The sequence below is a fragment of the Paracoccus solventivorans genome (assembly GCF_900142875.1).
GTDB classification, from domain to species: domain Bacteria; phylum Pseudomonadota; class Alphaproteobacteria; order Rhodobacterales; family Rhodobacteraceae; genus Paracoccus; species Paracoccus solventivorans.
The window spans coordinates 92,900-114,474 of the sequence record NZ_FRCK01000001.1 but is presented as its reverse complement, the minus strand read 5'-3'; the positions used below and the strand labels follow the sequence as shown (position 1 = coordinate 114,474).

Below are 21,575 nucleotides of genomic sequence, written 5' to 3'. Positions count from 1 at the left end.
TGCGGGGCTGAGGGGTGCTCAGGCCGGGTTGCCGAACAGCGCCCGCGCCCGCCGCCAGGCCGGCACCAGCACCGCGTTGCTGAGCGGGATCAGCAGCAGCCCCAGCGCCAGCCCGAAGATCCCGTCCAGCACCGCCGTGACCAGCCAGCCGACCACCGCCGCCGCCTGTGGGACTGCGTGGCTCGCCAGCTCGGACCAGTGGCGGATCGTCTCGTAAGGCAGCGAAAAGCCCAGCACCTCCAGCCCGTGCAGCACGATATTGCCGCCGACCCACAGCATCGCCGCGGTGCCGATCACGGTCAGCGCCTGCATGAACCCGGGCATCGCCTTGACCAGCGCGCGCCCGGCGGCCCGCAGCCAGCCGCCGCGGGTGCGCACCAGCGCCAGCCCATAGTCGTCCGCCTTCACGATCAGCGCTACCGCGCCATAGACCGCCGCGGTGATCGACAGCGCCACCACCAGCAGCACCGCCGCGCGCATCGCCAGCCCCTGCCCGGGCGGGATCGCCGCCAGCGCGATGGTCATGATCTCGGCCGACAGGATGAAATCGGTCTTGATCGCGCCGGCGACCTTGGACTCTTCCAGATGGGTGGGGTCGTCGGGCTCGGTGGTTTCCGGCGATACGTGCTCGGCGTGCGGGACCAGCGCGTGCCAGACCTTTTCGGCGCCCTCGAAGCACAGATAGGCGCCGCCCAGCATCAGCAGCGGCGTGATCAGCCAGGGCGCGAACTGCGACAGGATCAGCGCCGCGGGCAGCAGGACCAGCACCTTGTTGAACACCGATCCCTTGGCGATGCGCCAGACGATCGGGATCTCGCGGCTGGCGTCGAAGCCGTGGACGTATTTCGGGGTGACCGCCGCGTCGTCGATGACCGCGCCGGCGGCTTTTGCGCCGGCCTTGGCCGACATTCCGGCCACGTCGTCCACCGACGCCGCCGCCACCTTGGCGATTCCCGCCACATCGTCGAGAAGTGCGATCAGTCCGCTCATTCCGCCTGCTTTCGCTGTCCCGGCCCGTCATCCCCCGCGATCTGCGCGCGTTCCCGGACCCACCGGCCAACGCGCGCAGCCCTCGCGGGGTTCAGCGCCCGTGCATCAGGTATCACGCCTTGCGCACGCGGCAAGGATGTTCCATCACCGGGCCTGAGGACTGAAAGGACGTGGAACGATGGCCGATCTGGATGTGAACGCGAAACCCACCGAAGAGATCGACCTTCGCGACGTCTTCGGCATCGACAGCGACATGAAGGTCAAGGGGTTCGCGCAGCGCACCGACCGGGTGCCGGACCTGGACCCGACCTACAAGTTCGACCCCGACACGACTTTGGCGATTCTGGCCGGCTTCGTCTATAACCGCCGGGTGATGATCCAAGGCTATCACGGCACCGGCAAATCCACCCATATCGAGCAGGTGGCGGCGCGGTTGAACTGGCCCTGCGTGCGGGTGAACCTGGACAGCCATGTCAGCCGCATCGACCTGATCGGCAAGGACGCAATCAAGCTGGTGGACGGCAAGCAGGTCACGGTGTTCCACGAGGGCATCCTGCCCTGGGCCCTGCGCAACCCCACCGCCATCGTGTTCGACGAATACGACGCCGGCCGCGCCGACGTGATGTTCGTGATCCAGCGCGTGCTGGAGGCCGACGGCAAGCTGACCCTGCTGGACCAGAACGAGGTCATCACGCCCAACCCGTATTTCCGCCTGTTCGCCACCGCGAACACCGTGGGCCTGGGCGACACCACCGGGCTTTACCACGGCACGCAGCAGATCAACCAGGGCCAGATGGACCGCTGGTCGCTGGTCTCGACCCTGAACTACCTGAGCCACGACGCCGAGGTCGCGATCGTGCTGTCCAAGAACCCGACCTACAACACCGAAAAGGGCCGTCGCACCATCAGCCAGATGGTGACGCTGGCCGACCTGACCCGCACCGCCTTCATGCAGGGCGACCTGTCCACGGTGATGTCGCCCCGCACGGTGATCGCCTGGGCGCAGAACGCCCGCATCTTCGGCAACAACATCGGCTATGCCTTCCGCCTGACCTTCCTGAACAAATGCGACGAGCTGGAGCGCCAGACGGTGGCCGAGTTCTACCAACGCCTGTTCGACGAGGAGCTGCCGGAAAGCGCCGTGGTCAAGGCGGGGTGATGAACGCGATAGACGCCACAACAGTGACCGGAGCCGCGGGGGAGCATCTGGTCATGTCGCGGCTTTTATCGCGGGGCTACATTGCAGCGCTGGCTCCGCAGGGCGTCCCAAACTTTGATATCGTTGTCACATCCGTGGAGGGCACCCAGCTATGCGCCTTTCAAGTCAAGACCCGATGGGCCAAGGGAAGTGATGGCGGCTGGCATATGCGGCAAAAGCACGAGGATCTGCAGAATCCCCGCATATTTTATTGCTTCGTGGACCTTGGCAAAGACGCTTCGGCCGTGCCGGTCGTGCATGTCATTCCTAGCCAGATCGTTGCCGAGGCCATTCGCAGCAGCCACCAGACCTGGCTCTCCAATCCCGGCGCGCATGGGCATGTTCGAAAAGATTCAAACGTTCGGCGCCTCTTGCCGGATTACACAAGATTGATGGGGCAAGATACGCCTTACAAGGCGGGTTGGCTCGACCGCTATCGCGAAAATTGGGATCAGATAGCTACCGTTACGCGACCGGTGCCTCAACTCGAAGAACAAGGATGAAAAAATCCGACAACCCCGCCGATCCGTTCAAGAAGATCCTGCCCGAGGCTACCCGCGCTGGGAGCCGCTAATGCCCGCCCTTGATCTCGTTCAGCGCGGCCATCGCCAGAAAGCCCATTCAGGCAAGATGAAAGCGCAAAAGGCGCCGCGCGCAAAGCGGCGCCTTTGCCGGCTTCAGCCCTCGCGCGCGGCCTTGGTCGCCTTGGTCCACCAGACCAGCTCGTCCAGCATCGCGTCCAGCGAGGGCTTCAGGATCCCCTCGATCTCGGTCAGCGGCGCGTTCTGGCCGCCGCTCCAGACCTTGAAGAAATCGCTGCCGCCGATGTGGACGGCGTTGCGCAGCGGCACCATCTGCACCTCGACCATCACGTTGCGCAGGTGCTCGAGCGAGCGGGCGCCGCCCATCGAGCCATAGGCCAGCGCGCCGCCGGGCTTGCGGTTCCAGCCCACGTAATCCTGGTCGAAGGCGTTCTTCAGCGCCGCCGGTATCGAGTGGTTGTATTCGGCCAGCACGAACAGATAGCCGTCGAACCCAGCCACCTTCTGCTGCCAGCGCTGCGCGCGTTCGTCCTGCGACGGCACCCAGAGGTTCGAGGCGGCCTCGTCGAAGAACGGCAGGTCATAGTCGCGCAGGTCCACCAGCTCGAAATCCAGCTCGGGGTGGTTCGCGACCTGCTCCATCAGCCAGGCGGCGGGCTTGTCGGCGAAGCGTGCCTTGCGGGTCGAGCTGATGATGACGGCGATTCTGGGCTTGGACATTGCGGTCTCCGTGATTAACTTGGTTTCCATAAGATACTTCGGGTCAGTTAGAGACCTGCGCCGGACCCCGCAAGAAGGCACCGCAATGATACCAACCGACACCCATGACACCGGCACCTGCCAGCGCATCAGCGAGCTTCTGTCCCGCATCGGCGACAAATGGACGCTGCTGATCGTGCGCGCGCTGGGGCAGGGGCCGAAACGGTTCTCGGCGCTCAAGCGCGAGCTGGGCAGCATCTCGCAGAAGATGCTGACGCGGACGCTGCGCAACCTGGAACGCGACGGCTTCGTGGATCGCAAGGTGACGCCGGTGACGCCGCCGCAGGTGGAATATGCGCTGACCCCGCTGGGGATGGACCTGTTCCGCCCGATCGCGGCGTTGGCGGAATGGACCTTTGCCCATGCCGATGCGATCGACGCGGCGCGCCATGCCTATGATGCGCGCCACCCCGACCCGGATCATCGGGCGGCGTAATCCATCAGCGCCCGGAACAGCTCGGGCGGCAGGTTCTGCGGGTCGGTGATGGTGATGGTGCTGCCCGGCGGCAGCGCCTCGGGCGCCGCGGGGGCGGCCGGGGCGATTCCCCCGCCGGGATGGCGCGCCAGCGGCGGCAGCGCCGGCATCCCGGTGGGCGCCGCCACCGGTCCCTGTGCGGCCAGCGCCTGCGCCTGCGCCTCGGCCAGCCGGGTATCCAGCGCCTCGGCGCGGTCCGCCTCGATCCGGGCCAACTGCGCATTCACCTGCGCCTGCACGTCGGCCTGGATCTGCGCGGTGACCGCCCCCATCTGCGCGTTCACCGCCTCGACCCCGGCCGAGAAACCCTCGCGCCAGGCCGCCTCGGCTGCCGCGCCGCACTCGGGCGACTCGGCCGCAAGCGGCAGGGGCAGCATCGCCGCCACCAGAACCAGCATCGCCCGCATCCCGCCTCCTTTCGTTCCTGCCAGCCGAACGCACCGCCCACGCGCAGGTTTCATCGCTTCTTTCTGGCGCAAATACCCCGGGGTCCGGGGCAGCGCCCCGGTCCGGCGGCAAAGCTTATGGACAGCCGCCGCCGAACGGCTCAAAACACCGGTATGAAAAGATCCGACAACCCCGCCGATCCGTTCAAGAAGGCCTTGGCCGAGGCGACGCGTGCGCTGGCCGACGAGCATGAGCTGACCGTCACCTTCACCGCCGATCCCTCGGGGGTGGCGGGCGACACCATGCGCCTGCCGCAGGTCAGCCGGCGGATGACCCGCGACGAAATCCTGCAGGCCCGCGGCACCGCCGATGCGCTGGCGATGAAGCTGCGCCACCACGATCCCGCCACCCATGCCCGCTACGCCCCCGCCGGCCCGATGGCGCGCGAGCTTTACGAGGCGATGGAGACCGCGCGCTGCGAGGCGCTGGGCGCGCGCGAGATGCCGGGCGCGCTGTCGAACATCGACGCGAAGATCGGGGCCGAGGCCAAGCGGCGCGGGTTTGCGCAGATCAAGTCGCCCTCGGACGCGCCGCTGGCGGCGGCGGCGGACTATATCCTGCGTCAGGCCGCCACCGGCCGGCCGCTGCCCCATGCGGCGCAGCATGTCGCCGATCTGTGGCGCCCCTTCGTCGAGCAGCAGGCGGCCGAGGCGCTGGCCGATGTCGATGCGGCGCTGCCCGACCAGGCGGCATTCGCCCGGCTGGCACGGCGGATGATCGCCGATCTCGGCTATGGCGACCAGCTGGGCGAGGACCCCGACCAGCCCGAACCCGACGCCCCCGACGAGGATGCCGAGCAGCAGCAGGAATCGGGCAGCGAGGAATCCGCCGAACAGGCCGACGCCGAGGATACCGAGGCCAGTCCCGAGCGCAGCCAGGACCGCACTCAGGACGAGCGCCAGGCGCAGGTCAGCCTGGACGACCAGTCCGACGACGAGCTGGTCGAGGACGCCGAGCAGCCCGACAGCGAGATGCCGCCCGAACTGCCGCCCCCGGTCAGCGAGGCCAGCCCCGACTACAAGGTCTATACCCAGGCTTTCGACGAGGAGATCCGGGCCGAGGACCTTGCGGACCCGGCAGAGCTCGAACGGCTGCGCGCCTATCTCGACAAGCAGCTGGAACCGCTGCGCGGCGCGGTCAGCCGCCTGGCCAACAAGCTGCAGCGCCGCCTGCAGGCCCAGCAGAACCGCAGCTGGGAGTTCGACAAGGAGGAAGGGGTTCTGGACGCCGGGCGTCTGGCCAGGGTGGTGGCGAACCCGACCACGCCGCTGTCCTTCAAGGTCGAGAAGGACACCGAGTTCCGCGACACCGTGGTCACCATCCTCATCGACAACTCGGGCTCGATGCGCGGCCGCCCGATCTCCATCGCCGCGATCTGCGCCGATGTGTTGGCGCGCACGCTGGAGCGCTGCTCGGTCAAGGTCGAGCTGCTGGGCTTCACCACCCGCGCCTGGAAGGGCGGGCAGAGCCGCGAGAAATGGCTCAAGGACGGGCGCCCGGCCGGGCCGGGGCGGCTGAACGACCTGCGCCACATCATCTACAAGGGCGCGGATGCGCCGTGGCGGCGGGTGCGGCCGAACCTCGGGCTGATGATGAAAGAGGGGCTGCTCAAGGAAAACATCGACGGCGAGGCGCTGGAATGGGCGCATCGGCGGCTGGTCCGGCGGGCCGATGCGCGGCGCATCCTGATGGTGATTTCCGACGGCGCGCCGGTGGACGATTCCACCCTGTCGGTGAACCCGGCGAATTATCTGGAAAAGCACCTGCGCGACGTGATCGCGATGATCGAGCGGCGGCGGCAGGTGGAGCTGATCGCCATCGGCATCGGCCACGACGTGACCCGCTATTACCAGCGCGCGGTGACCATCACCGATGTGGAACAGCTGGCCGGCGCCATGACCGAGCAGCTGGCGGCGCTGTTCGAGGCCGATCCCCGCAAGCGCGCCCGCGCCATGGCGGTCGGCGGCCGGCGGGGGTTCTGACAGCAGCGCCGGGGCGCGCTCGCCGGGGACAGGAGGTTTCGCGATGCTGAACACCCGTTTGCCGCGTCGTGCGGTGCTGGCGCTCGGGGCGCCCGCGGCGCTGTCGGCCTGCGGGCTGACCGCGGCGCGCTTTACCGCCGACCCGCCGCCCGAGGGGGTCGAGGCCGCGCCGCCCGGCTATCATGCGATCCGGGCCTGGGGCGATCTGTCCGGCTCGCCCGAGATTCTGGCGGACGACCCGGCGCATGATCTGCTGACCTCGGCCGCGCGGGTGGACATGCTGGCGCTGTCGGGGGGCAGCGACGGCGGCGCCTATGGGGCGGGGTTCCTCAAGGGTTGGACCGAGCGCGGCGACCGGCCGCAGTTCGATTACGTCACCGGGGTCTCGACCGGGGCGCTGATCGCGCCGCTGGCGTTTCTGGGGCCGGGCTACGACCCGCTGCTGGAACATTTCTATACCGAGACCCGGGGCGCCGACGTGCTGCTGCTGAAGCCGCTGCAGGTGCTGACGGGGGCGCCGGCGGTGGGCGACCCCACGCCCTTGCGCCGCCGCATCGCCGCCATCGTGACGCCGCGGATGGTCGAGGCCATCGCCGCCGAGCGCCTGCGCGGGCGGCTGCTGCTGGTCGGCACCACCAACCTGGACGCGCAGCGGCAGGTGATCTGGGACATCGGGCGCATCGCGGCCTCGGGGCAGCCGGACCGGGTCGAGCTGATCCGGCAGGTGCTGCTGGCCTCGGCCTCGATCCCCGGGGCGTTCCCGCCGGTGCCGATCGAGGTGGTGGCGGACGGGCAGCGCTATTCGGAACTGCATGTCGACGGCGGGGTGACCCACGGGATCTTCGCCTATCCGCCCTCGGTCCGGCTGCCGCGGCGGCGGGGGCAGCAGCGCAACCTGTGGGTGATCCGCAACTCCAAGCTGGCGCCCGAGCTGCGCGCCACCAAGGGCTCGGCCGTGGCGGTGGTGGAGCGCGGGCTTGACACGATGATCAAGTCGCAGGCCCACAGCGACATGGACACCATCGCCCGGCAGGCGCGCCGCGACGGGTTCCGGCTGCGGATGACCGCGGTGCCGCCGGATTTTCCCTATATCTCCAGCGTGCCGTTCGACCCGCTCTACATGCAGACGCTGTTCCGCACCGGATACGCCGCCGGGCGGTCGGGCCGCGCCTGGGCCGACGATATCGCGCCGCTGATGGGGGCGGTCGTGGCGCAGACGGCGGGCGAGGGATGACCATGTGGCAGGATTTCAGCAATGCCGCCGACCCTGCCGCTGCGGCGCCGCGGGTGGCGGCGCTGCGCCGGCTGATGGCGCGCGAGGGGCTGGACGCGGTGATCGTGCCGCGCGCCGATGCCTGGCAGGGCGAATACGTGGCCGATGCAGATGCGCGGCTGCGCTGGCTGACCGGGTTTTCCGGCAGCGCCGGTTTCGCCATCGTCACCGCGCTGCAGGCGGGGGTGTTCATCGACGGCCGCTACCGCGTGCAGGTGCGGGCCGAGACCGACCCTGCGATCTTCACCCCGGTGCCCTGGCCGGAAACCTCGGCCGCTTCCTGGCTGCGCGAGGCGCTGCCCCACGGCGGCGCGCTGGGGTTCGATGCGTGGCTGCACAGCCGTGCCGAGATCGAGGCGCTGTCCCGCGGGCTGGACGGCAGCGGCATCAGCCTGCGCGCGATCCCGAACCCGGTCGATGCGATCTGGCCGGACCGCCCGGCGCCGCCGCAGGGGGCCGCGCGGGTGCATGACCCGGCGCTGGCCGGCGCAAGCGCCGCCGCGCGGCGCGGAATCGTGGCGCAGGCGCTGCGCGCGGCCGGGCAGGGGGCGACGGTGCTGACCCTGCCCGATTCCATCGCCTGGCTGCTGAACATCCGCGGCGCCGATATCCCCCGCAACCCGGTGGTGCAGGCCTTTGCCACCGTGGACGCCGAAGGCCGGGTGGGGCTTTACGCCGACCCCGGCAAGTTCGACGCGCAGGTCCGTGCGCATCTGGGCAACGGCGTGACCATTGCCCCGCCCGAGCAGTTCGCCGCCGGGCTGGCGGCGCTGCCGGCCGTGGTGCGGCTGGACCCCGACAGCGCCCCCGAGGCGGTGTTCCGCGCCTTGGAAGCGGCGGGGCGAGAGATCGCCCGCGACCGCGACCCGGTGGCGCTGCCCAAGGCGCGCAAGACCCCGGCCGAACTGGCCGGAATGCGCGCCGCCCATCGCCGCGACGCGGTGGCGATGATCCGGGTGCTGGCCTGGATCGACGCGCAGGCGCCCGGCCGCTTCACCGAAATCGACGTGGTGCGCGCGCTGGAACGCTTCCGGGTCGAGGCCGGGGCCATCGACATCAGCTTCGACACCATCTGCGGGGCCGGGCCGAACGGCGCCATCGTGCATTACCGGGTGACCGAGGCCACCAACCGCACCATCCGCCCGGGCGATCTGCTGCTGCTCGATTCGGGCGGCCAATATCCCGACGGCACCACCGACATCACCCGTACCATCGCCACCGGCCCGGCGTCCGAGGTGGCGCGCGATGCCTATACCCGGGTGCTGCAGGGGATGATCGGGCTGAGCCGGCTGCGCTTTCCCCGCGGCATGGCCGGGCGCGACATCGAGGCGGTGGCGCGCGCGCCGCTGTGGACGGCGGGGCTGGATTTCGACCACGGCACCGGCCACGGCGTCGGCGCGGCGCTCTGCGTGCACGAGGGGCCGCTGCGGATCTCCCGCCGCTCGGAATTGCCGCTGGAGCCGGGGATGATCTTTTCCAACGAGCCCGGCTATTACCGCGAGGGCGAATGGGGCATCCGCATCGAGAACCTGATCGCGGTCGAGCCCGCCCCCAGCCCCGACGGCCGCGACATGCTGGGGTTCGAAACCCTGACCCTGGTTCCCATCGACCGCCGGCTGATCGAGCCGGGGATGCTGAGCCGGGCCGAGATCGCCTGGCTTGACGCCTATCACGCCAGGGTGCGCACCGAGATCGGGCCGCTGCTGCCCGAGGGGCTGCGGGGATGGCTGGAACAGGCGACGGCGCCGCTGTGAAGGTCGCGGGCGATGGGGGCGCTGCCCCGCCGTCTGCGGCCACTGCCGTGGCCTTGTTCGCTGAAAACAGTCCACAGGACTGTTTTCCGGGCGCTCACAAGCCCCCGGGATATTTGGGCCATGATGAAAGCGCCTGTTGCCGCAGGGGCGCGATCCGGTCTTGAGGGCGGCGGGGCGCGGTGGCAGATTTGCGCCGGCCTTGAGGAGTCCGAAAATGCCCATTTCCGAGAATGTCCTGTCCGAACTGCGCGCCGTCCTAGGCGAGCGGCTGTCGACCGGCGAATCCGAACGCGCGCTGCATGGAGCGTCCGAGACGTTCCACCGCGCGCCGCCCCCCGATGCGGTGGCGTTTCCGGTCGATACGGGCGAGGTCTCGGCGATCCTTAAGATCTGCAACGCCCATGGCGTGCCGGTGATCGGCTGGGGCACCGGCACCTCGCTGGAAGGGCACGCGCTGGCGATCCATGGCGGGCTGGTGGTGGACCTGATGCGGATGGACCGCGTGCTGGAGATCCGCCCCGAGGACATGCTGGCCGTGGTCCAGCCCGGCGTGACGCGCGCCGCGCTGAACACCGAACTGCGCGCCACCGGGCTGATGTTCCCGATCGACCCCGGCGCCAATGCCAGCCTGGGCGGCATGGCCGCGACCCGGGCCAGCGGCACCACCGCGGTGCGTTACGGCACCATGCGGCAGAACGTGCTGGCGCTCGAGGTGGTGCTGGCCGACGGGCGGGTGATCCGCACCGGCACGCGGGCGGCGAAATCCAGCGCCGGCTATGACCTGACCGCGCTGATGGTCGGTTCGGAAGGCACGCTGGGCATCATCACCGAGCTGACCCTGCGGCTTTACGGCCAGCCCGAGGATATCTCGGCTGCCGTCTGCGCCTTTCCCACCCTGACCGAGGCGGTGACCTGCGTGGCGCAGACCATGCAGATGGGCATCCCGATGGCGCGGATCGAGTTCATGAACCCGCTGGCGATGCGGGCGATCAACCTCGAGCTGGGGGTCGAGCGGTACCCCGAAAAGCCGCATCTGCTGGTCGAGTTCACCGGCTCGCCTGATTCGGTGCGCGCGGATGCCGAGGCGTTCGGCGCCGTGGTGGCCGAAAACCACGGCGAGGGGTTCGAGTGGGCCTCGGACCGCGACGATCGCAACCGGCTGTGGGCGGCGCGCCATGCCTCCTACACCGCCTCGCTGAAGCTGCGGCCGGGGGCGACCGGGGTGGTGACCGATATCTGCGTGCCGATGTCGGAACTGCCCGGCGCGGTGGCGGCGGCGGCCGCGGACATGGAGGAGGCCGGAATCTTCGGCAATATCGTCGGCCATGTCGGCGACGGCAATTTCCACACGCTGATGCTGGTCGAGCCGGGCAACGAGGCCGAGATCGCCGACGCCAAGCGCATCGCCCGCCGCATGGCCGAGCGGGCGCTGAAGGTCGGCGGCACCATCAGCGGCGAACACGGGGTGGGCATCGGCAAGCTGGACCTGATGCGCGACCAGCATGGCGAGGACGCCATCGCCGCGATGCAGGCGATCAAGCGGGCACTGGACCCCAACAACATCATGAACCCGGGCAAGCTGGTGCCGGGGGTGAACTGAAACCCGCGGCCCCGCCTGACGCGTTCGTGATCCTGTCCCGCGACCGCGCCGAAAATCCCGGCGTGGTCTTGGGCATTGGCCTGTGGAATAATCCCCGCCAAAGATACCAAGAAACTTCACGAGGCGGGACATGAGACATTGGATCAGGGCGGCTGCCTTGGTAGCGGTGGCGGCGCTGGCGGCCTGTGGCGGCGGCGGGCATCGCGGCATCGTCGGCGGCACCTATACGGGCGGCGCGGTGCCCGCGTTCGGCGATACCGCGCCCCATGTATGGAAGCACGGCCACCCCTATAACCTGCCAGTGCACGGGGTCGACGTCTCGCGCTATCAGGGCGACGTGGACTGGCATGCGGCGCGCCGGGCCGGGGTCAGCTTCGCCTTCATCAAGGCGACCGAGGGGGGCGACCACTCGGACCCGAACTTCCGCCGCTATTGGGCCCAGACGCGGGCGGCGGGGATCCCGCGCGGCGCCTATCACTTCTATTACTTCTGCCGCGGCGGGGCCGAGCAGGCGGCATGGTTCATCGCCAATGTCCCGCGCGAGCGCGGCGCGCTGCCGCCGGTGCTGGACCTGGAATGGAACCACGCCTCGCGCAACTGCCGCCACAAGCCTTCGGCCGCCGAGGTCCAGCGCGAGGTCTCGGCCTTCATCTCGGTCATCACCCAGTATTACGGGCAGCGGCCGATCATCTACACCACGGTCGATTTCTACCGCGACACCAATATCCGCCGCCTGAACGCCGATTTCTGGCTGCGCTCGGTCGCCGACCACCCGCGCGAGACCTATCCGGGCCAGCGCTGGACCTTCTGGCAATATACCGGAACCGGCACCGCGCCGGGGTTCCGGGGCAACGTCGACCTGAACGCCTTTGCCGGCAACCGGGCGCAGTGGAACATGTGGCTGGGCGCAAGGATGCAGCGATAACGGATGAGGCAGCGCGCCACCCTCTGGACCGAGTTCGTGGCGCTGTTCGTCGGCGCGCCGCTGGCCATCGCGCTGCTGCTGCCGCCCCGGCTGATGTTCGGGGCGCTGTTCGGGTTCACGCTGGCGGGGCTGGCACTGCTGTGGTGGACCGGCAATTTCGACTGGCGCAACCTGGTGCGGGGCTGGGGCCGGGTGCACTGGGGGGCCTCGGTCCTGTTCGGGCTGGCGGTGGCGGCGGTGGGGCTGGCGATCATGCGCTGGGGCAACCCCGGGTTCCTGCCGCATCTATCGCCCGAGCGGCTGCGGTTCCTGGCCCTGCTGTGGTGCCTCTACCCGCTGCTGTCGGCGCTGCCGCAAGAGCTGATCTTCCGCGCGCTGTTCTTTCACCGCTACGGGCGGCTGTTCCCGACCCCGGGCCGGGCGGCGCTGGCCAATGCGGCGCTGTTTTCGCTGGCGCATCTGATGTACTGGTCGTGGGTCGTGGCGGCGCTGACCTTTGCCGGCGGCTGGATCTTTGCGCAGACCTATCAGCGCCGCGGCTTTCCGGCGACCTGGGTGCTGCACGCCATTGCCGGCAACGTGCTGTTCACCGTCGGCATGGGCCGGTATTTCTGGTCGGGCAACGTGGTGGCGCCGTTCTAGGCGTTGCTGCTGCTTGACTTGGCGCCGCTGGCGGCGTTGATGCGGGACCGAAAACAAAGGGGACGCGCCATGAACGCCTATCGCAGCCACACCTGCGGCCAGTTGACCGCCACCGACGCCGGGAACCCCGTGCGCCTGTCGGGCTGGGTGCACCGGGTGCGCGACCATGGCGGCGTGCTGTTCATCGACCTGCGCGACCATTACGGCATCACCCAGGTGATCGCCGACAGCGATTCCCCCGCATTCCCGGTGCTGGAACGGCTGCGCGCGGAAACCGTGATCCGCATCGACGGCCGGGTGAAGCTGCGCGACGCCAGCCTGATCAACCCCAAGCTGCCCACCGGCGAGATCGAGGTCTATGCGACCGGGGTCGAGGTGCTGGGCCCCGCGGACGAGTTGCCCCTGCCGGTGTTCGGCGACCACGACTACCCCGAGGAAACCCGGCTGGCCTATCGCTTCATCGACCTGCGCCGCGACAGCCTGCACAACAACATCATGCTGCGGTCGCGGGTGGTGAAATGGCTGCGCGACCGCATGTGGGACGCCGGTTTCACCGAGTTCCAGACCCCGATCATCACCGCCAGCAGTCCCGAGGGCGCGCGCGACTTCCTGGTGCCCTCGCGGCTGCATCCGGGCAAGTTCTATGCGCTGCCGCAGGCGCCGCAGCAGTTCAAGCAGCTGATCATGGTGGCGGGCTTCGACCGCTATTTCCAGATCGCGCCCTGTTTCCGCGACGAGGACCCGCGCGCCGACCGCTCGCCCACCGATTTCTACCAGCTCGACGTGGAAATGTCCTTTGTCGAGCAGGAGGACGTGTTCGCCGCCATCCAGCCGGTGATCCAGGGGCTGTTCGAGACCTTCGGCAACGGCCGCCGCGTCGATGCCGACTGGCCGCTGATCCCCTATGCGGAGTCGATGCTGAAATACGGCACCGACAAGCCCGACCTGCGCAACCCGATCGAGATGCAGGTGGTGTCCGACCACTTCCGCGGCTCGGGCTTCGGCATCTTCGCCAAGCTGCTGGAACAGGACGGCACCGAGATCCGTGCCATTCCCGCGCCCAAGGGCGGCTCGCGCAAGTTCGCCGACCGGATGAATGCGTTCGCCCAAGCGCAGGGCCTGCCGGGGATGGGGTATATCTTCTGGCGCAAGGCCGAGGACGGCGCAACCGAGGCCGCCGGCCCCATCGCCAAGGCCCTCGGCCATGAGCCGACCGAGGCGATCCGCACCCAGCTGGAGCTGGGCGAGGGCGATGCGGTGTTCTTCCTCGGCGGCAAGCCCGAGAGCTTCGAGGCGGTCGCCGGCCGCGCCCGCACCGAGATCGGCCGCGAGCTGGGGCTGATCGACGAGAACCAGTTCAAGTTCGCGTGGATCGTCGATTTCCCGATGTATGAAAAGACCGACGAGGGGAAGATCGACTTTTCGCACAACCCGTTCTCGATGCCGCAGGGGGGCTTGGACGCGCTCAATGGCGATCCGCTGGCGGTCAAGGGCTATCAGTACGACCTCGCCTGCAACGGCTATGAGCTGGTCAGTGGCGCGATCCGTAACCACAAGCCGGAAATCATGTTCAAGGCGTTCGAGCTGGCCGGCTATCCGGCCTCCGAGGTCGAAAAGCGCTTTGGCGGCATGGTCAAGGCGTTCCGCTATGGCGCGCCTCCGCACGGGGGCTGCGCGGCGGGGATCGACCGTATCGTCATGCTGCTGGCGGATGAGCAGAACATCCGCGAAGTCATCATGTTCCCGATGAACCAGCGCGCCGAGGACCTGATGATGGGCGCGCCCAGCGAGCCCACCAACGAGCAGCTGCGCGAGCTGCGGCTGCGGGTGCTGCCGAAGGACGCCTGAGCCCGGGCGGCGCGGGCGGGGGCGCTGCCCATGCCTTGCTGCTGGAAACGGGTGCACCGGACCGGCGGGAACGGCCTTGAGGGCGTTTCCTGATCCGCCTGCTGTTCCGGGTGCGCGGGAGTCCTGGATATTCAGGGCAAGATGAAAGAGGGGCGGCGGGACGCCGGCCGCAAAAGCATTGCGCCGCTGCGATGGGATCGCGGCGGCGCTTGGGTGTCAGGGGGAGAGGGTGGCGACGGCTCAGGCCGCCATCTCCATCGCCATGGTGACTTCGTGCCAGCCTTCCCAGATCATCCGCAGGGCGACGAACAGAATGAGCAGCAGACCGATCCAGGCGATCCTGATGAAAGAAGGTTTGCGACCGTGACGCGGCCGTGAATGCATTGCGCCGCTGCGATGGGATCGCGGCGGCGCTTGGGTGTCAGGGGGAGAGGGTGGCGGCAGCTCAGGCCGCCATCTCCATCGCCACGGCGACTTCGTGCCAGCCTTCCCAGATCATCCGCAGGGCGACGAACAGAATAATCAGCAGACCGATCCAGGCGATCCAGCGGAAGCGGTTGATCAGCCGCGCGATCCAGGTCGAGGCCAGCCCCATCAGCGCGATCGACAGCACCAGCCCGATCACCAGCACGTCCAGGTGATGGCGCGCCGCGCCGGCCACCGCCAGCACGTTGTCCAGCGACATCGACACGTCGGCGATGATGATCTGCGTCACCGCCTGTCCCAGCGTCTTGCGCTTGCCCTCGGCCGGACGCCCGGCGATGCTGACGTCGGCGTCGGCCAGCGCCTCCTGCGCGGCCACATGGTCATGGCCGGCGCCCGAGCGCAGCTCGCGCCACATCTTCCACGACACCCACAGCAGCAGGATGCCCCCCGCCAACAGCAGCCCGGTGATCGCCAGCAGCTGCGTGGTGATCAGCGCAAAGCCGATACGCATGACGGTGGCGGCGCCGATCCCGATCAGGATCGCCTTGTTGCGCTGGTCGCGCGGCAGGCCGGCGGCCGCCAGCCCGATGACGATGGCGTTGTCGCCCGCCAGCACGAGGTCGATTGCGATGACCTGGAACAGCGCCCCGATCCAGTCGCCGGTCAAGAAGTGCATGTCGTTCCTTTCCTGCTGCCTGGCCGGGCGCGGTGACGGCCGGCCCGGGCGTCGCTGCCCTGGTCTGTCGCGCCGCCCAGCCCGCCTGCGGTCGCGGTCCGATAAACCCTGCGCAAGCCGAGCGCAATGGGATCAGTCGCGCCCTGGGATGCGGCAAGCTGCGCGCCCCGGCGCCAGCCTGTCGGGGGACGGCGGTCGCGCGGCGCCTGCACGGAAAAGGCGGGGCCGGGGCCCCGCCTGTCGGATCGCTGCGGCCCCGGGCAGGCGGCGGGCGAGAGAGCACCCGCCCTCATCCCCTGCCGGGGGCCGTCGCCCGGCTCAGTTCGCCGGGGTTCCGGCATCGGGCGCCGCGGGCTGCGGCTGCGGGGCGGCAGGTGCTGGCTGCTCTGCCTGCGGGGCGGCCGCCGGTGCAGAGGGCGCAGCCAGGGCGGGGGCGACGGGCGCCGGGGCTGCGGCCGGAGGCTGCGGCGGCGTGCCGGCCCCGGTTCCCGGCACCGGCCCGGGCTGGCCCATGCCCGGCCCGCCGGGCGCCTGCGGGGGCATCCCGTGCATTCCGCCATGCATCCCGCCCGGCATCCCCATGGGACCACCCGGCATCCCCGGGGCGCCGCAGGCGGGCTGGGCGCCGGCGGGCAGCATCGTCCACACCCCGGTCACCGCCGCGGTGATGGTCAGCTGCCCGGCCTCGATCGGGGTGCTTTGCGCATCGGCGGCGCGGGCCATCATCATCTCCATCGGCCGCGGCCCGCCCGAGCGGGTGGCATCGGTCAGCGATTGCAGCGGCCCCAGCACCATGCCGGCAGCCTGGGCGATGACCTCGGCGCGGCGACGCGCCTCGACCACGGCGGCGGCGCGGGCCTCATCCTCGGCGGCGGCGGCATCCTCGCGGGTGAAGCTGATGCCGCGCACATCGGTGGCGCCGGCCTCGACCATCGCGTCCAGCAGCGCCCCCAGCTGCGGGATGTCGCGCACCCGGGCGGTCACGATGTTCTGCGCCTGGTAGCCGGTGATCCGCGGCGGCTGCCCCTCGCGCGAATAATCCTGCATCGGCGACAGGTTCAGCCCCTGGGTCTGCAGGTCCTCGGGGGCGATGCCCTGGGCGCGCAGCACCTCGATGATGGCGCTTTGCCTGGTGGCGTTGTCGGCCATGGCCTGGGCCGCGGTTTCGGCCTGGGTGGTCACCCCGATGGAAACCGTGGCGAGATCGGGGGCGACATTCGTGCGCCCCTCGCCCTGCACGTCGATCGTGGCCGGCCGCATCGGCGCGCCGGCGGCATGGCCCGGCCCCGCATGGCCCGGCCCGCAATGCCCCATCGGATGGGCCGCGGCCGGGGTCGCCGCCAGCATCGCCAGCGCCGCGGCGCCCGCCAGCAGCCCCGCCGACGCCCCGATCAGCCCCGCCGGTGCGCCCCCCGCCAGCCGCGCGGGCGCGCCCCGGGAAAGCGAAAACTTGCGTGAGACCAAAGCCATGTGCATTCCTTTCTTCCGACCCCGCGGCGGGGCCTTCCTGCCATTGCTTCGGCAACGCCGGCTTGGGACGCAAGGGTCCCTCACGATATGGTGTTTCTCTTTGCACGGACGTGCAACTGCGCTATCCATTGGGATGAGCAGTCAACGGACCGGATCGCGATCAACGACGACCGGCCAGAACAGAAAAGCACCGGCCATGAACACGCGGTCCGCGCCCGATTTTGCCCTGTCGTTCAGCAGCGATGCTGTGCATCTGATGGAACGGACGGCCGCGCCCGGCCAGTTCCCGCGCTGGACCGAGGTCTCGGTCGCGCCCTTCGATGCGCCGGATTTCCGGGCCGAGATGGCGAGGCTGCGCCGCCTGGCCGCCAACGGCCCCGAGGCGCTGGTGGCGCTGATCATCCCCGAGGACCAGATCCTCTATACCTCGCTGCCGGCGGCGGCGGGGGCGGACCTGGGCCCGGCGCTGGACGGGCTGACCCCGTATGCGGTGGACGAGCTGTCCTGGGACTGGCGCCCGGCCGGGGACGACCGCCTGCGCGTCGCCGCCGTCGCCCGCCAGACCCTGCGCGAGGCCGAGGATTTCGCCCGCAGCCACGGCTTCGCCGCCGCCGGCTTCCTCGGCGACCCGGCCGAGGGCCAGTTCCCCGCCGCCCCGCAGTTCCGCGATGCCGTCGAGGCCGAGGAGCTGCCGGCCCCGGCCGCGCAGGGCGATCTGGACCTGAGCGGGGATCTGCCCGAGCCGCCGGCTGAGGCCTCCGGGAGCGGAGCGCCGGAGGAGGGCGCCGCGGCGGTGCAGGCCGGGGACGGCGATGAGAGTGCCGTGGAGGCCGGGGCCGTGGAGGACGGGGCTGCGGCTGTGCGGGCGTCCGCTGTGGCCGAGCCCGCCGAGGCGGCTGCGGTCGGGACTCCTCATGCGGCTGCGGTCGGGGCCTATGATGAGGCTGCGGCCGAGTTTCCCGAGGCGGTGTCAACTGGGACCCCTCATGCGGCTGCGGCCGAGGTTTCTGCTATGGCCGAGGACTCTGCTATGGCCGAGGTCGGGACCGCTGATACAGCCGGGGCTGGGACCCCCGAGGCGGCGCCGGCCGGGACCCTTGGCGCAGCTGCGGCCGAGCGCCCTGCGGCGGTACCGGGCGGGACCTCTGATGCGGCTGCGGCCGAGCTCCCCGATGCGACTGCGGCCGAACTCGCCGATGCGGCTGGGGGCGAGTTTTCTGATACGGCCGTGGCCGTGGCCCCCGATACGGCCGTGGCTGGGGCCCCGGATACGGCTGTGGCTGGGACAACTGATACGGCCGGAGCGTCGGTTGCAGCCGACACGGCGGCCTCGCCTCTCGTGTCGGAGACATTGGAGGCGGAGACTCCGCACCCCGCGCCTGCCGACGATGCCGCGGGTGCTGCTGGGACGCAGTCTTCCCATCGCCGCGCGGTTATACCGGCGGCTGATGCGCCGGCCTCTCATGCATCCGCTGCCGGTGCGCCTGCTGCTCTTGCGCCTGCGGCCGCAGCATCTGCGCCCAATGCGACAGGCGCGGCCATGCCGTCGGCGGTGCCCGCCAGCGATATCGCGCCTGCTGCCGCTGCATCGGTTGCCCATGCGCTCACTGCCGGTGGGCCCGCTCCCGGTGCGTCTGCTGCTGCCCGGACCTCGCGCGCAGATGCGGGGGTGCCTGCGGATGCGTCGCCCGTCGCTGCGGCCGAGGATGCGGTGCCTGCTTCGAAGACCCCTTCTGACGCTGATGCATCGGGCGCCGCTGCGTCGGGACGCCATGCGCAGGCTGCCGAAACCCCTGCCTCCCTTCCACAGAATTTCCGCGCGCAGGCGGACCTTGCGCCCGCTGAGCTGTCGGCTTCTCATGCCGCTGCTACTGCTACGCCTGCTTCGCAGACTGCGGCCGACGCAGGCTCTGCCTCCGCTGCCCGTGCGCCCATAACCGCCGCGCCGGTCTCTGCCGCGGCGCGCTCCTCCCGTTCCGCGTCCGCTGCTGCGGCACCCGCGCTGCCTGAGGTCACCGCCTTTCTTCCCGATGAGCTTGCCGCCGCGCGGGTCGGGCCGGCCGGGCCGGTGCGCGCGGCGCCCCCGCCGCCGCCGTCGGATCTGATCGCCGAGCACGAGGCCCCCATTCAGCCGCGGGTTCCGGCCGAGCTGTCGCCGCGGGCGCGGGCGGTGCTGGACCGGGCCGCCGCGGCGCGGCTGGTACGGGGCGAGGCCCCGGCGCTGCCCGAACGCCATCCCGGCTCTCGCGGCGGGGTGGGGGCGCTGCTGGTGATGCTGGGGGCGCTGCTGCTGGGGCTGACGCTGATCTGGGCCTTTGCCACCCCCTCGACGCGCGGGCCGGACATGGCCTCGACCCCGGACACGGCGGGCAGCGCCGGTGTTGCCACGACGGCGGGCGGGACGGCAACGCAGGGCGGTGTGCCGGGGGGTGCGGCCGGCACCGCGGCCTCGCCGGCCTCGCCTGTTCCCGCCACCGGCACCGTCGTCGCACCCGCTTCGCGGGGGCCGGAGAGCGGGACCCCGGCCACCGATGCGCGGGCCGCGGCGCCGCTTTCCCCGACTGCGGGCACTTCCGCCGCCGGCGCTGCTGTTGTCGGGGCACCGGCTGCCGATACGCCGGCGGCCGGCACTCCGGCGGCAACGGCATCCTCTGCCACCGGCGGCGTGGCGGCCGGGTCGCCGGCCCCGGCAGCGCAGGGTAGCGCCGCTTCCGCAGCCGATTCGGCGGCGGGGCCGGGGACTGCCGCGACGGCGCCCGGAATCGGCGCGGCCGTCGAGACCGCGGCACCGGGAGCCACTGCAACCTCCCCCGCGTCCAGGGCTTCGACGCCCGACTCCACGTCGCCCGCCGCCACGGTCACCGGCGCCGATCCGGCGGCCACTGCCCCCGCAACCACCGCCGGAACCACGGCGGCGAGTGAAGGCGTAGCGTCCACCGGCACCGCGGCAGACGCCACGCAGCCCGCCGCCCCAACCCCCGCTGGAACCACCGCGGCCAGCGAGAGCGGCACCCCGGCAGACGCCACGGCGACCGCGCCGAGCGCCGCGACCGCCGCCACCGGCCGACCCGCGATCGCGCCGCGGCGGCCCGAGCCTGCGGCCGCGCCCCCTGCGGCGACGGCGGATCAACTGCCGGCGGTGGTGCCCGGGCGGCGGGCGCTGACCCGCTCTGAACGGCCGAGCAGCCGGCCGGCGGCAGTGCGGCAGCAGCAGGCGCCGGCGGCCACCCGCGCGCCCGCGGCCACGGCCCCGGCTGCGACCAGCCAGCCCGCGCGCCCGGCGCAGACCGCCGCCCCCACGGCCGCGCGCCCCGCCGCTGCGGCGCGGCCGCCCGCGCGCCGGGCGGCGCCTGCCGCCGCCGCCTCGACCCCGACCCCCGCTGCGGCCACGGCCCCGCGCCCGTCCAGCGCCCGCCCGGCGCCGCGCCCCGAGGAAGGCTCGGCCAACGAAGCCGCCACCGCGGCCGAGATGACTGCGGCCGAGGCGGTGGCCGCGGATGCGCTGCTGGCCGGTCTTTACGCCTTCAACCCGACGCTGCGGCGGCTGTCTGCACCCGCCGCCGACCGCGGGCCGGTCCTTGCGCAGGCCCGCCCGGCGCCGCGCCCGGGGCACGCGGCCTCTGCCGTCGATGCGGCGATTGCCGAGGCGGTGGCGGCCAAGCCCGCGCCTTCGCCCGCCGCGCAAGCCCCCGCCCGCGCCACGGTCGCCGGCAACCGCCCCAGCCCGCGGCCGGGGCGTGCGGGCGCGCCCTCTGAAACCGCGGTGGCCAGTGCCCTGGCCGAGGCGGTGGCCAGCGCCAACCCCGCTGCTGGCCGGCCGCTGGCCAGCGCCGGCGCGCCGCTGCGCAAGCCGGCCCGCGCCGCCACCGCGCTGGCCCCGGTCCGCGACGCCGAGGCCGAGGCGGTCGCCATCGCGGCGGCCGCTGCGATGCGCCCGGTGGCGCCGCTGCCCTCGCCCCGCCAGCAGGCGGCCCCCGAGGCCGCGCCCTCCGCTGCCCCGCCGGCGGACGATCTCGCCCAACGCGCCCGCGACGAAGAGCTGCAGCGCCAGGCCGAGGAACGCGCCCGCGCCCGCGCCCAGACCGACGCGCAGGCTGAGGCCCAGGCTCGTGCCGAGGCCGAGGCCCGCGCCCGCGCCCAGGCCGAGGCCGAGCGCCAGGCCGCCATCGCCTCGCAGGGCTCCTACCGCCCGCCGGAGGTGGATGACGAACCCGAGATCGCGCAGAAAGCCGCGCAGGGCACCACCGCCGGCGACGTGGCCCGCAACGCCACCCAGCGCGGGTTCGAGGCCGGCAAGACCCAGGTTATCGGGGTGATCGGCGCCGGCCGCGCCAGCCGCGGGCTGATCCGCCTGCGCAACGGCCGCATCGTCACCGTGCGCATCGGCGACAAGATCGACGGCGGCGCCATCAACAAGATCGGCGACGGCAAGATCACCTATGTCAAGGGCGGCCGCACCTACAACCTGCCGATCATGAACGGCAGGTAAGGCCCCTGGAACCGCGCGGCGCCACTTGCCGCGCGGGCCTTGCGGCAATAGAACCGGCGCAACCCTGCCGGAGGCCAGA

Annotated in this window: 17 protein-coding genes; 11 read left to right on the top strand and 6 right to left on the bottom strand. The window is 71.1% G+C overall.

Annotation, left to right across the window (positions count from 1 at the left end; genetic code table 11):
- Positions 1 to 18: 18 nt before the first annotated feature.
- The gene (locus BUB57_RS00565) at positions 19 to 990 is read right to left on the bottom strand and encodes a DUF808 domain-containing protein (protein ID WP_073060352.1); all 972 of its coding nucleotides are present in this window, start codon (positions 988 to 990) and stop codon (positions 19 to 21) included.
- A gap of 178 nt (positions 991 to 1,168) precedes the next feature.
- Between BUB57_RS00565 and cobS the strand changes: the two genes are divergently transcribed.
- Together cobS and BUB57_RS00555 are read left to right on the top strand one after the other, a co-directional pair.
- Complete coding sequence (gene cobS, locus BUB57_RS00560) at positions 1,169 to 2,149, top strand: cobaltochelatase subunit CobS (RefSeq protein WP_073060349.1); 981 nt, start codon at positions 1,169 to 1,171, stop codon at positions 2,147 to 2,149.
- Positions 2,149 to 2,691: a hypothetical protein gene (locus BUB57_RS00555; protein WP_200796384.1), complete on the top strand. Its 543-nt coding sequence runs from the start codon at positions 2,149 to 2,151 to the stop codon at positions 2,689 to 2,691. Before cobS ends, BUB57_RS00555 begins: the two co-directional genes overlap by 1 nt.
- Positions 2,692 to 2,865: 174 nt before the next feature.
- On the opposite strand, the gene BUB57_RS00550 is transcribed toward BUB57_RS00555, so the two are convergent.
- Positions 2,866 to 3,450 (bottom strand): NADPH-dependent FMN reductase, encoded by a 585-nt coding sequence (locus tag BUB57_RS00550; protein WP_073061949.1) that lies wholly within the window; start codon positions 3,448 to 3,450, stop codon positions 2,866 to 2,868.
- Positions 3,451 to 3,535: 85 nt separating this feature from the next.
- On the opposite strand from BUB57_RS00550, the gene BUB57_RS00545 reads away from it, so the two are divergent.
- Positions 3,536 to 3,925 (top strand): winged helix-turn-helix transcriptional regulator, encoded by a 390-nt coding sequence (locus tag BUB57_RS00545; RefSeq protein ID WP_073060348.1) that lies wholly within the window; start codon positions 3,536 to 3,538, stop codon positions 3,923 to 3,925.
- Here the strand turns inward: BUB57_RS00545 and BUB57_RS00540 are convergent.
- Positions 3,910 to 4,371 (bottom strand): hypothetical protein, encoded by a 462-nt coding sequence (locus BUB57_RS00540; protein WP_143159550.1) that lies wholly within the window; start codon positions 4,369 to 4,371, stop codon positions 3,910 to 3,912. The two genes, BUB57_RS00545 and BUB57_RS00540, sit on opposite strands and share 16 nt — an antisense overlap.
- 153 nt (positions 4,372 to 4,524) lie before the next feature.
- On the opposite strand from BUB57_RS00540, the gene cobT reads away from it, so the two are divergent.
- The 7 genes from cobT (at position 4,525) to aspS (ending at position 14,435) form a co-directional block, all read left to right on the top strand.
- Complete coding sequence (gene cobT / locus BUB57_RS00535) at positions 4,525 to 6,393, top strand: cobaltochelatase subunit CobT (RefSeq protein ID WP_073060341.1); 1,869 nt, start codon at positions 4,525 to 4,527, stop codon at positions 6,391 to 6,393.
- 43 nt (positions 6,394 to 6,436) lie between these two features.
- Positions 6,437 to 7,627, top strand: coding sequence for a patatin-like phospholipase family protein (locus tag BUB57_RS00530; RefSeq protein WP_073060338.1), 1,191 nt, complete (start codon positions 6,437 to 6,439; stop codon positions 7,625 to 7,627).
- Positions 7,628 to 7,629: 2 nt separating this feature from the next.
- Entirely contained in the window at positions 7,630 to 9,420 is a 1,791-nt protein-coding gene (locus tag BUB57_RS00525) for an aminopeptidase P family protein (RefSeq protein ID WP_073060336.1), read from the top strand.
- Between the two features lie 214 nt (positions 9,421 to 9,634).
- A complete protein-coding gene (locus BUB57_RS00520; protein WP_073060334.1) occupies positions 9,635 to 11,020 on the top strand; it encodes an FAD-binding oxidoreductase in 1,386 nt (461 codons plus the stop codon).
- Positions 11,021 to 11,150: 130 nt separating this feature from the next.
- Positions 11,151 to 11,945 carry a glycoside hydrolase family 25 protein gene (locus tag BUB57_RS00515; protein WP_073060330.1) on the top strand — a complete coding sequence of 265 codons (795 nt, stop codon included), beginning with the start codon at positions 11,151 to 11,153 and terminating at the stop codon, positions 11,943 to 11,945.
- 3 nt (positions 11,946 to 11,948) lie between these two features.
- Complete coding sequence (locus BUB57_RS00510) at positions 11,949 to 12,587, top strand: CPBP family intramembrane glutamic endopeptidase (protein ID WP_073060328.1); 639 nt, start codon at positions 11,949 to 11,951, stop codon at positions 12,585 to 12,587.
- A 69-nt stretch (positions 12,588 to 12,656) separates the two neighbouring features.
- Positions 12,657 to 14,435, top strand: coding sequence for an aspartate--tRNA ligase (aspS, locus tag BUB57_RS00505; RefSeq protein WP_073060325.1), 1,779 nt, complete (start codon positions 12,657 to 12,659; stop codon positions 14,433 to 14,435).
- Positions 14,436 to 14,675: 240 nt separating this feature from the next.
- Here aspS and BUB57_RS16670 read toward each other — a convergent pair whose 3' ends face one another.
- From BUB57_RS16670 to BUB57_RS16390, 3 genes are all read right to left on the bottom strand, one after another.
- Entirely contained in the window at positions 14,676 to 14,819 is a 144-nt protein-coding gene (locus tag BUB57_RS16670; RefSeq protein ID WP_159435538.1) for a hypothetical protein, read from the bottom strand.
- 61 nt (positions 14,820 to 14,880) lie between these two features.
- On the bottom strand, positions 14,881 to 15,537 hold the full coding sequence (locus BUB57_RS00500) for a TerC family protein (protein ID WP_073060322.1): 657 nt from the start codon (positions 15,535 to 15,537) through the stop codon (positions 14,881 to 14,883).
- A 318-nt stretch (positions 15,538 to 15,855) separates the two neighbouring features.
- Positions 15,856 to 17,007 carry an SIMPL domain-containing protein gene (locus tag BUB57_RS16390; RefSeq protein WP_234951940.1) on the bottom strand — a complete coding sequence of 384 codons (1,152 nt, stop codon included), beginning with the start codon at positions 17,005 to 17,007 and terminating at the stop codon, positions 15,856 to 15,858.
- Positions 17,008 to 17,203: 196 nt separating this feature from the next.
- Between BUB57_RS16390 and BUB57_RS16665 the strand changes: the two genes are divergently transcribed.
- Positions 17,204 to 21,496, top strand: a complete 4,293-nt coding sequence (locus BUB57_RS16665; RefSeq protein WP_159435537.1) for a hypothetical protein — start codon at positions 17,204 to 17,206, stop codon at positions 21,494 to 21,496.
- Positions 21,497 to 21,575 lie beyond the last annotated feature (79 nt).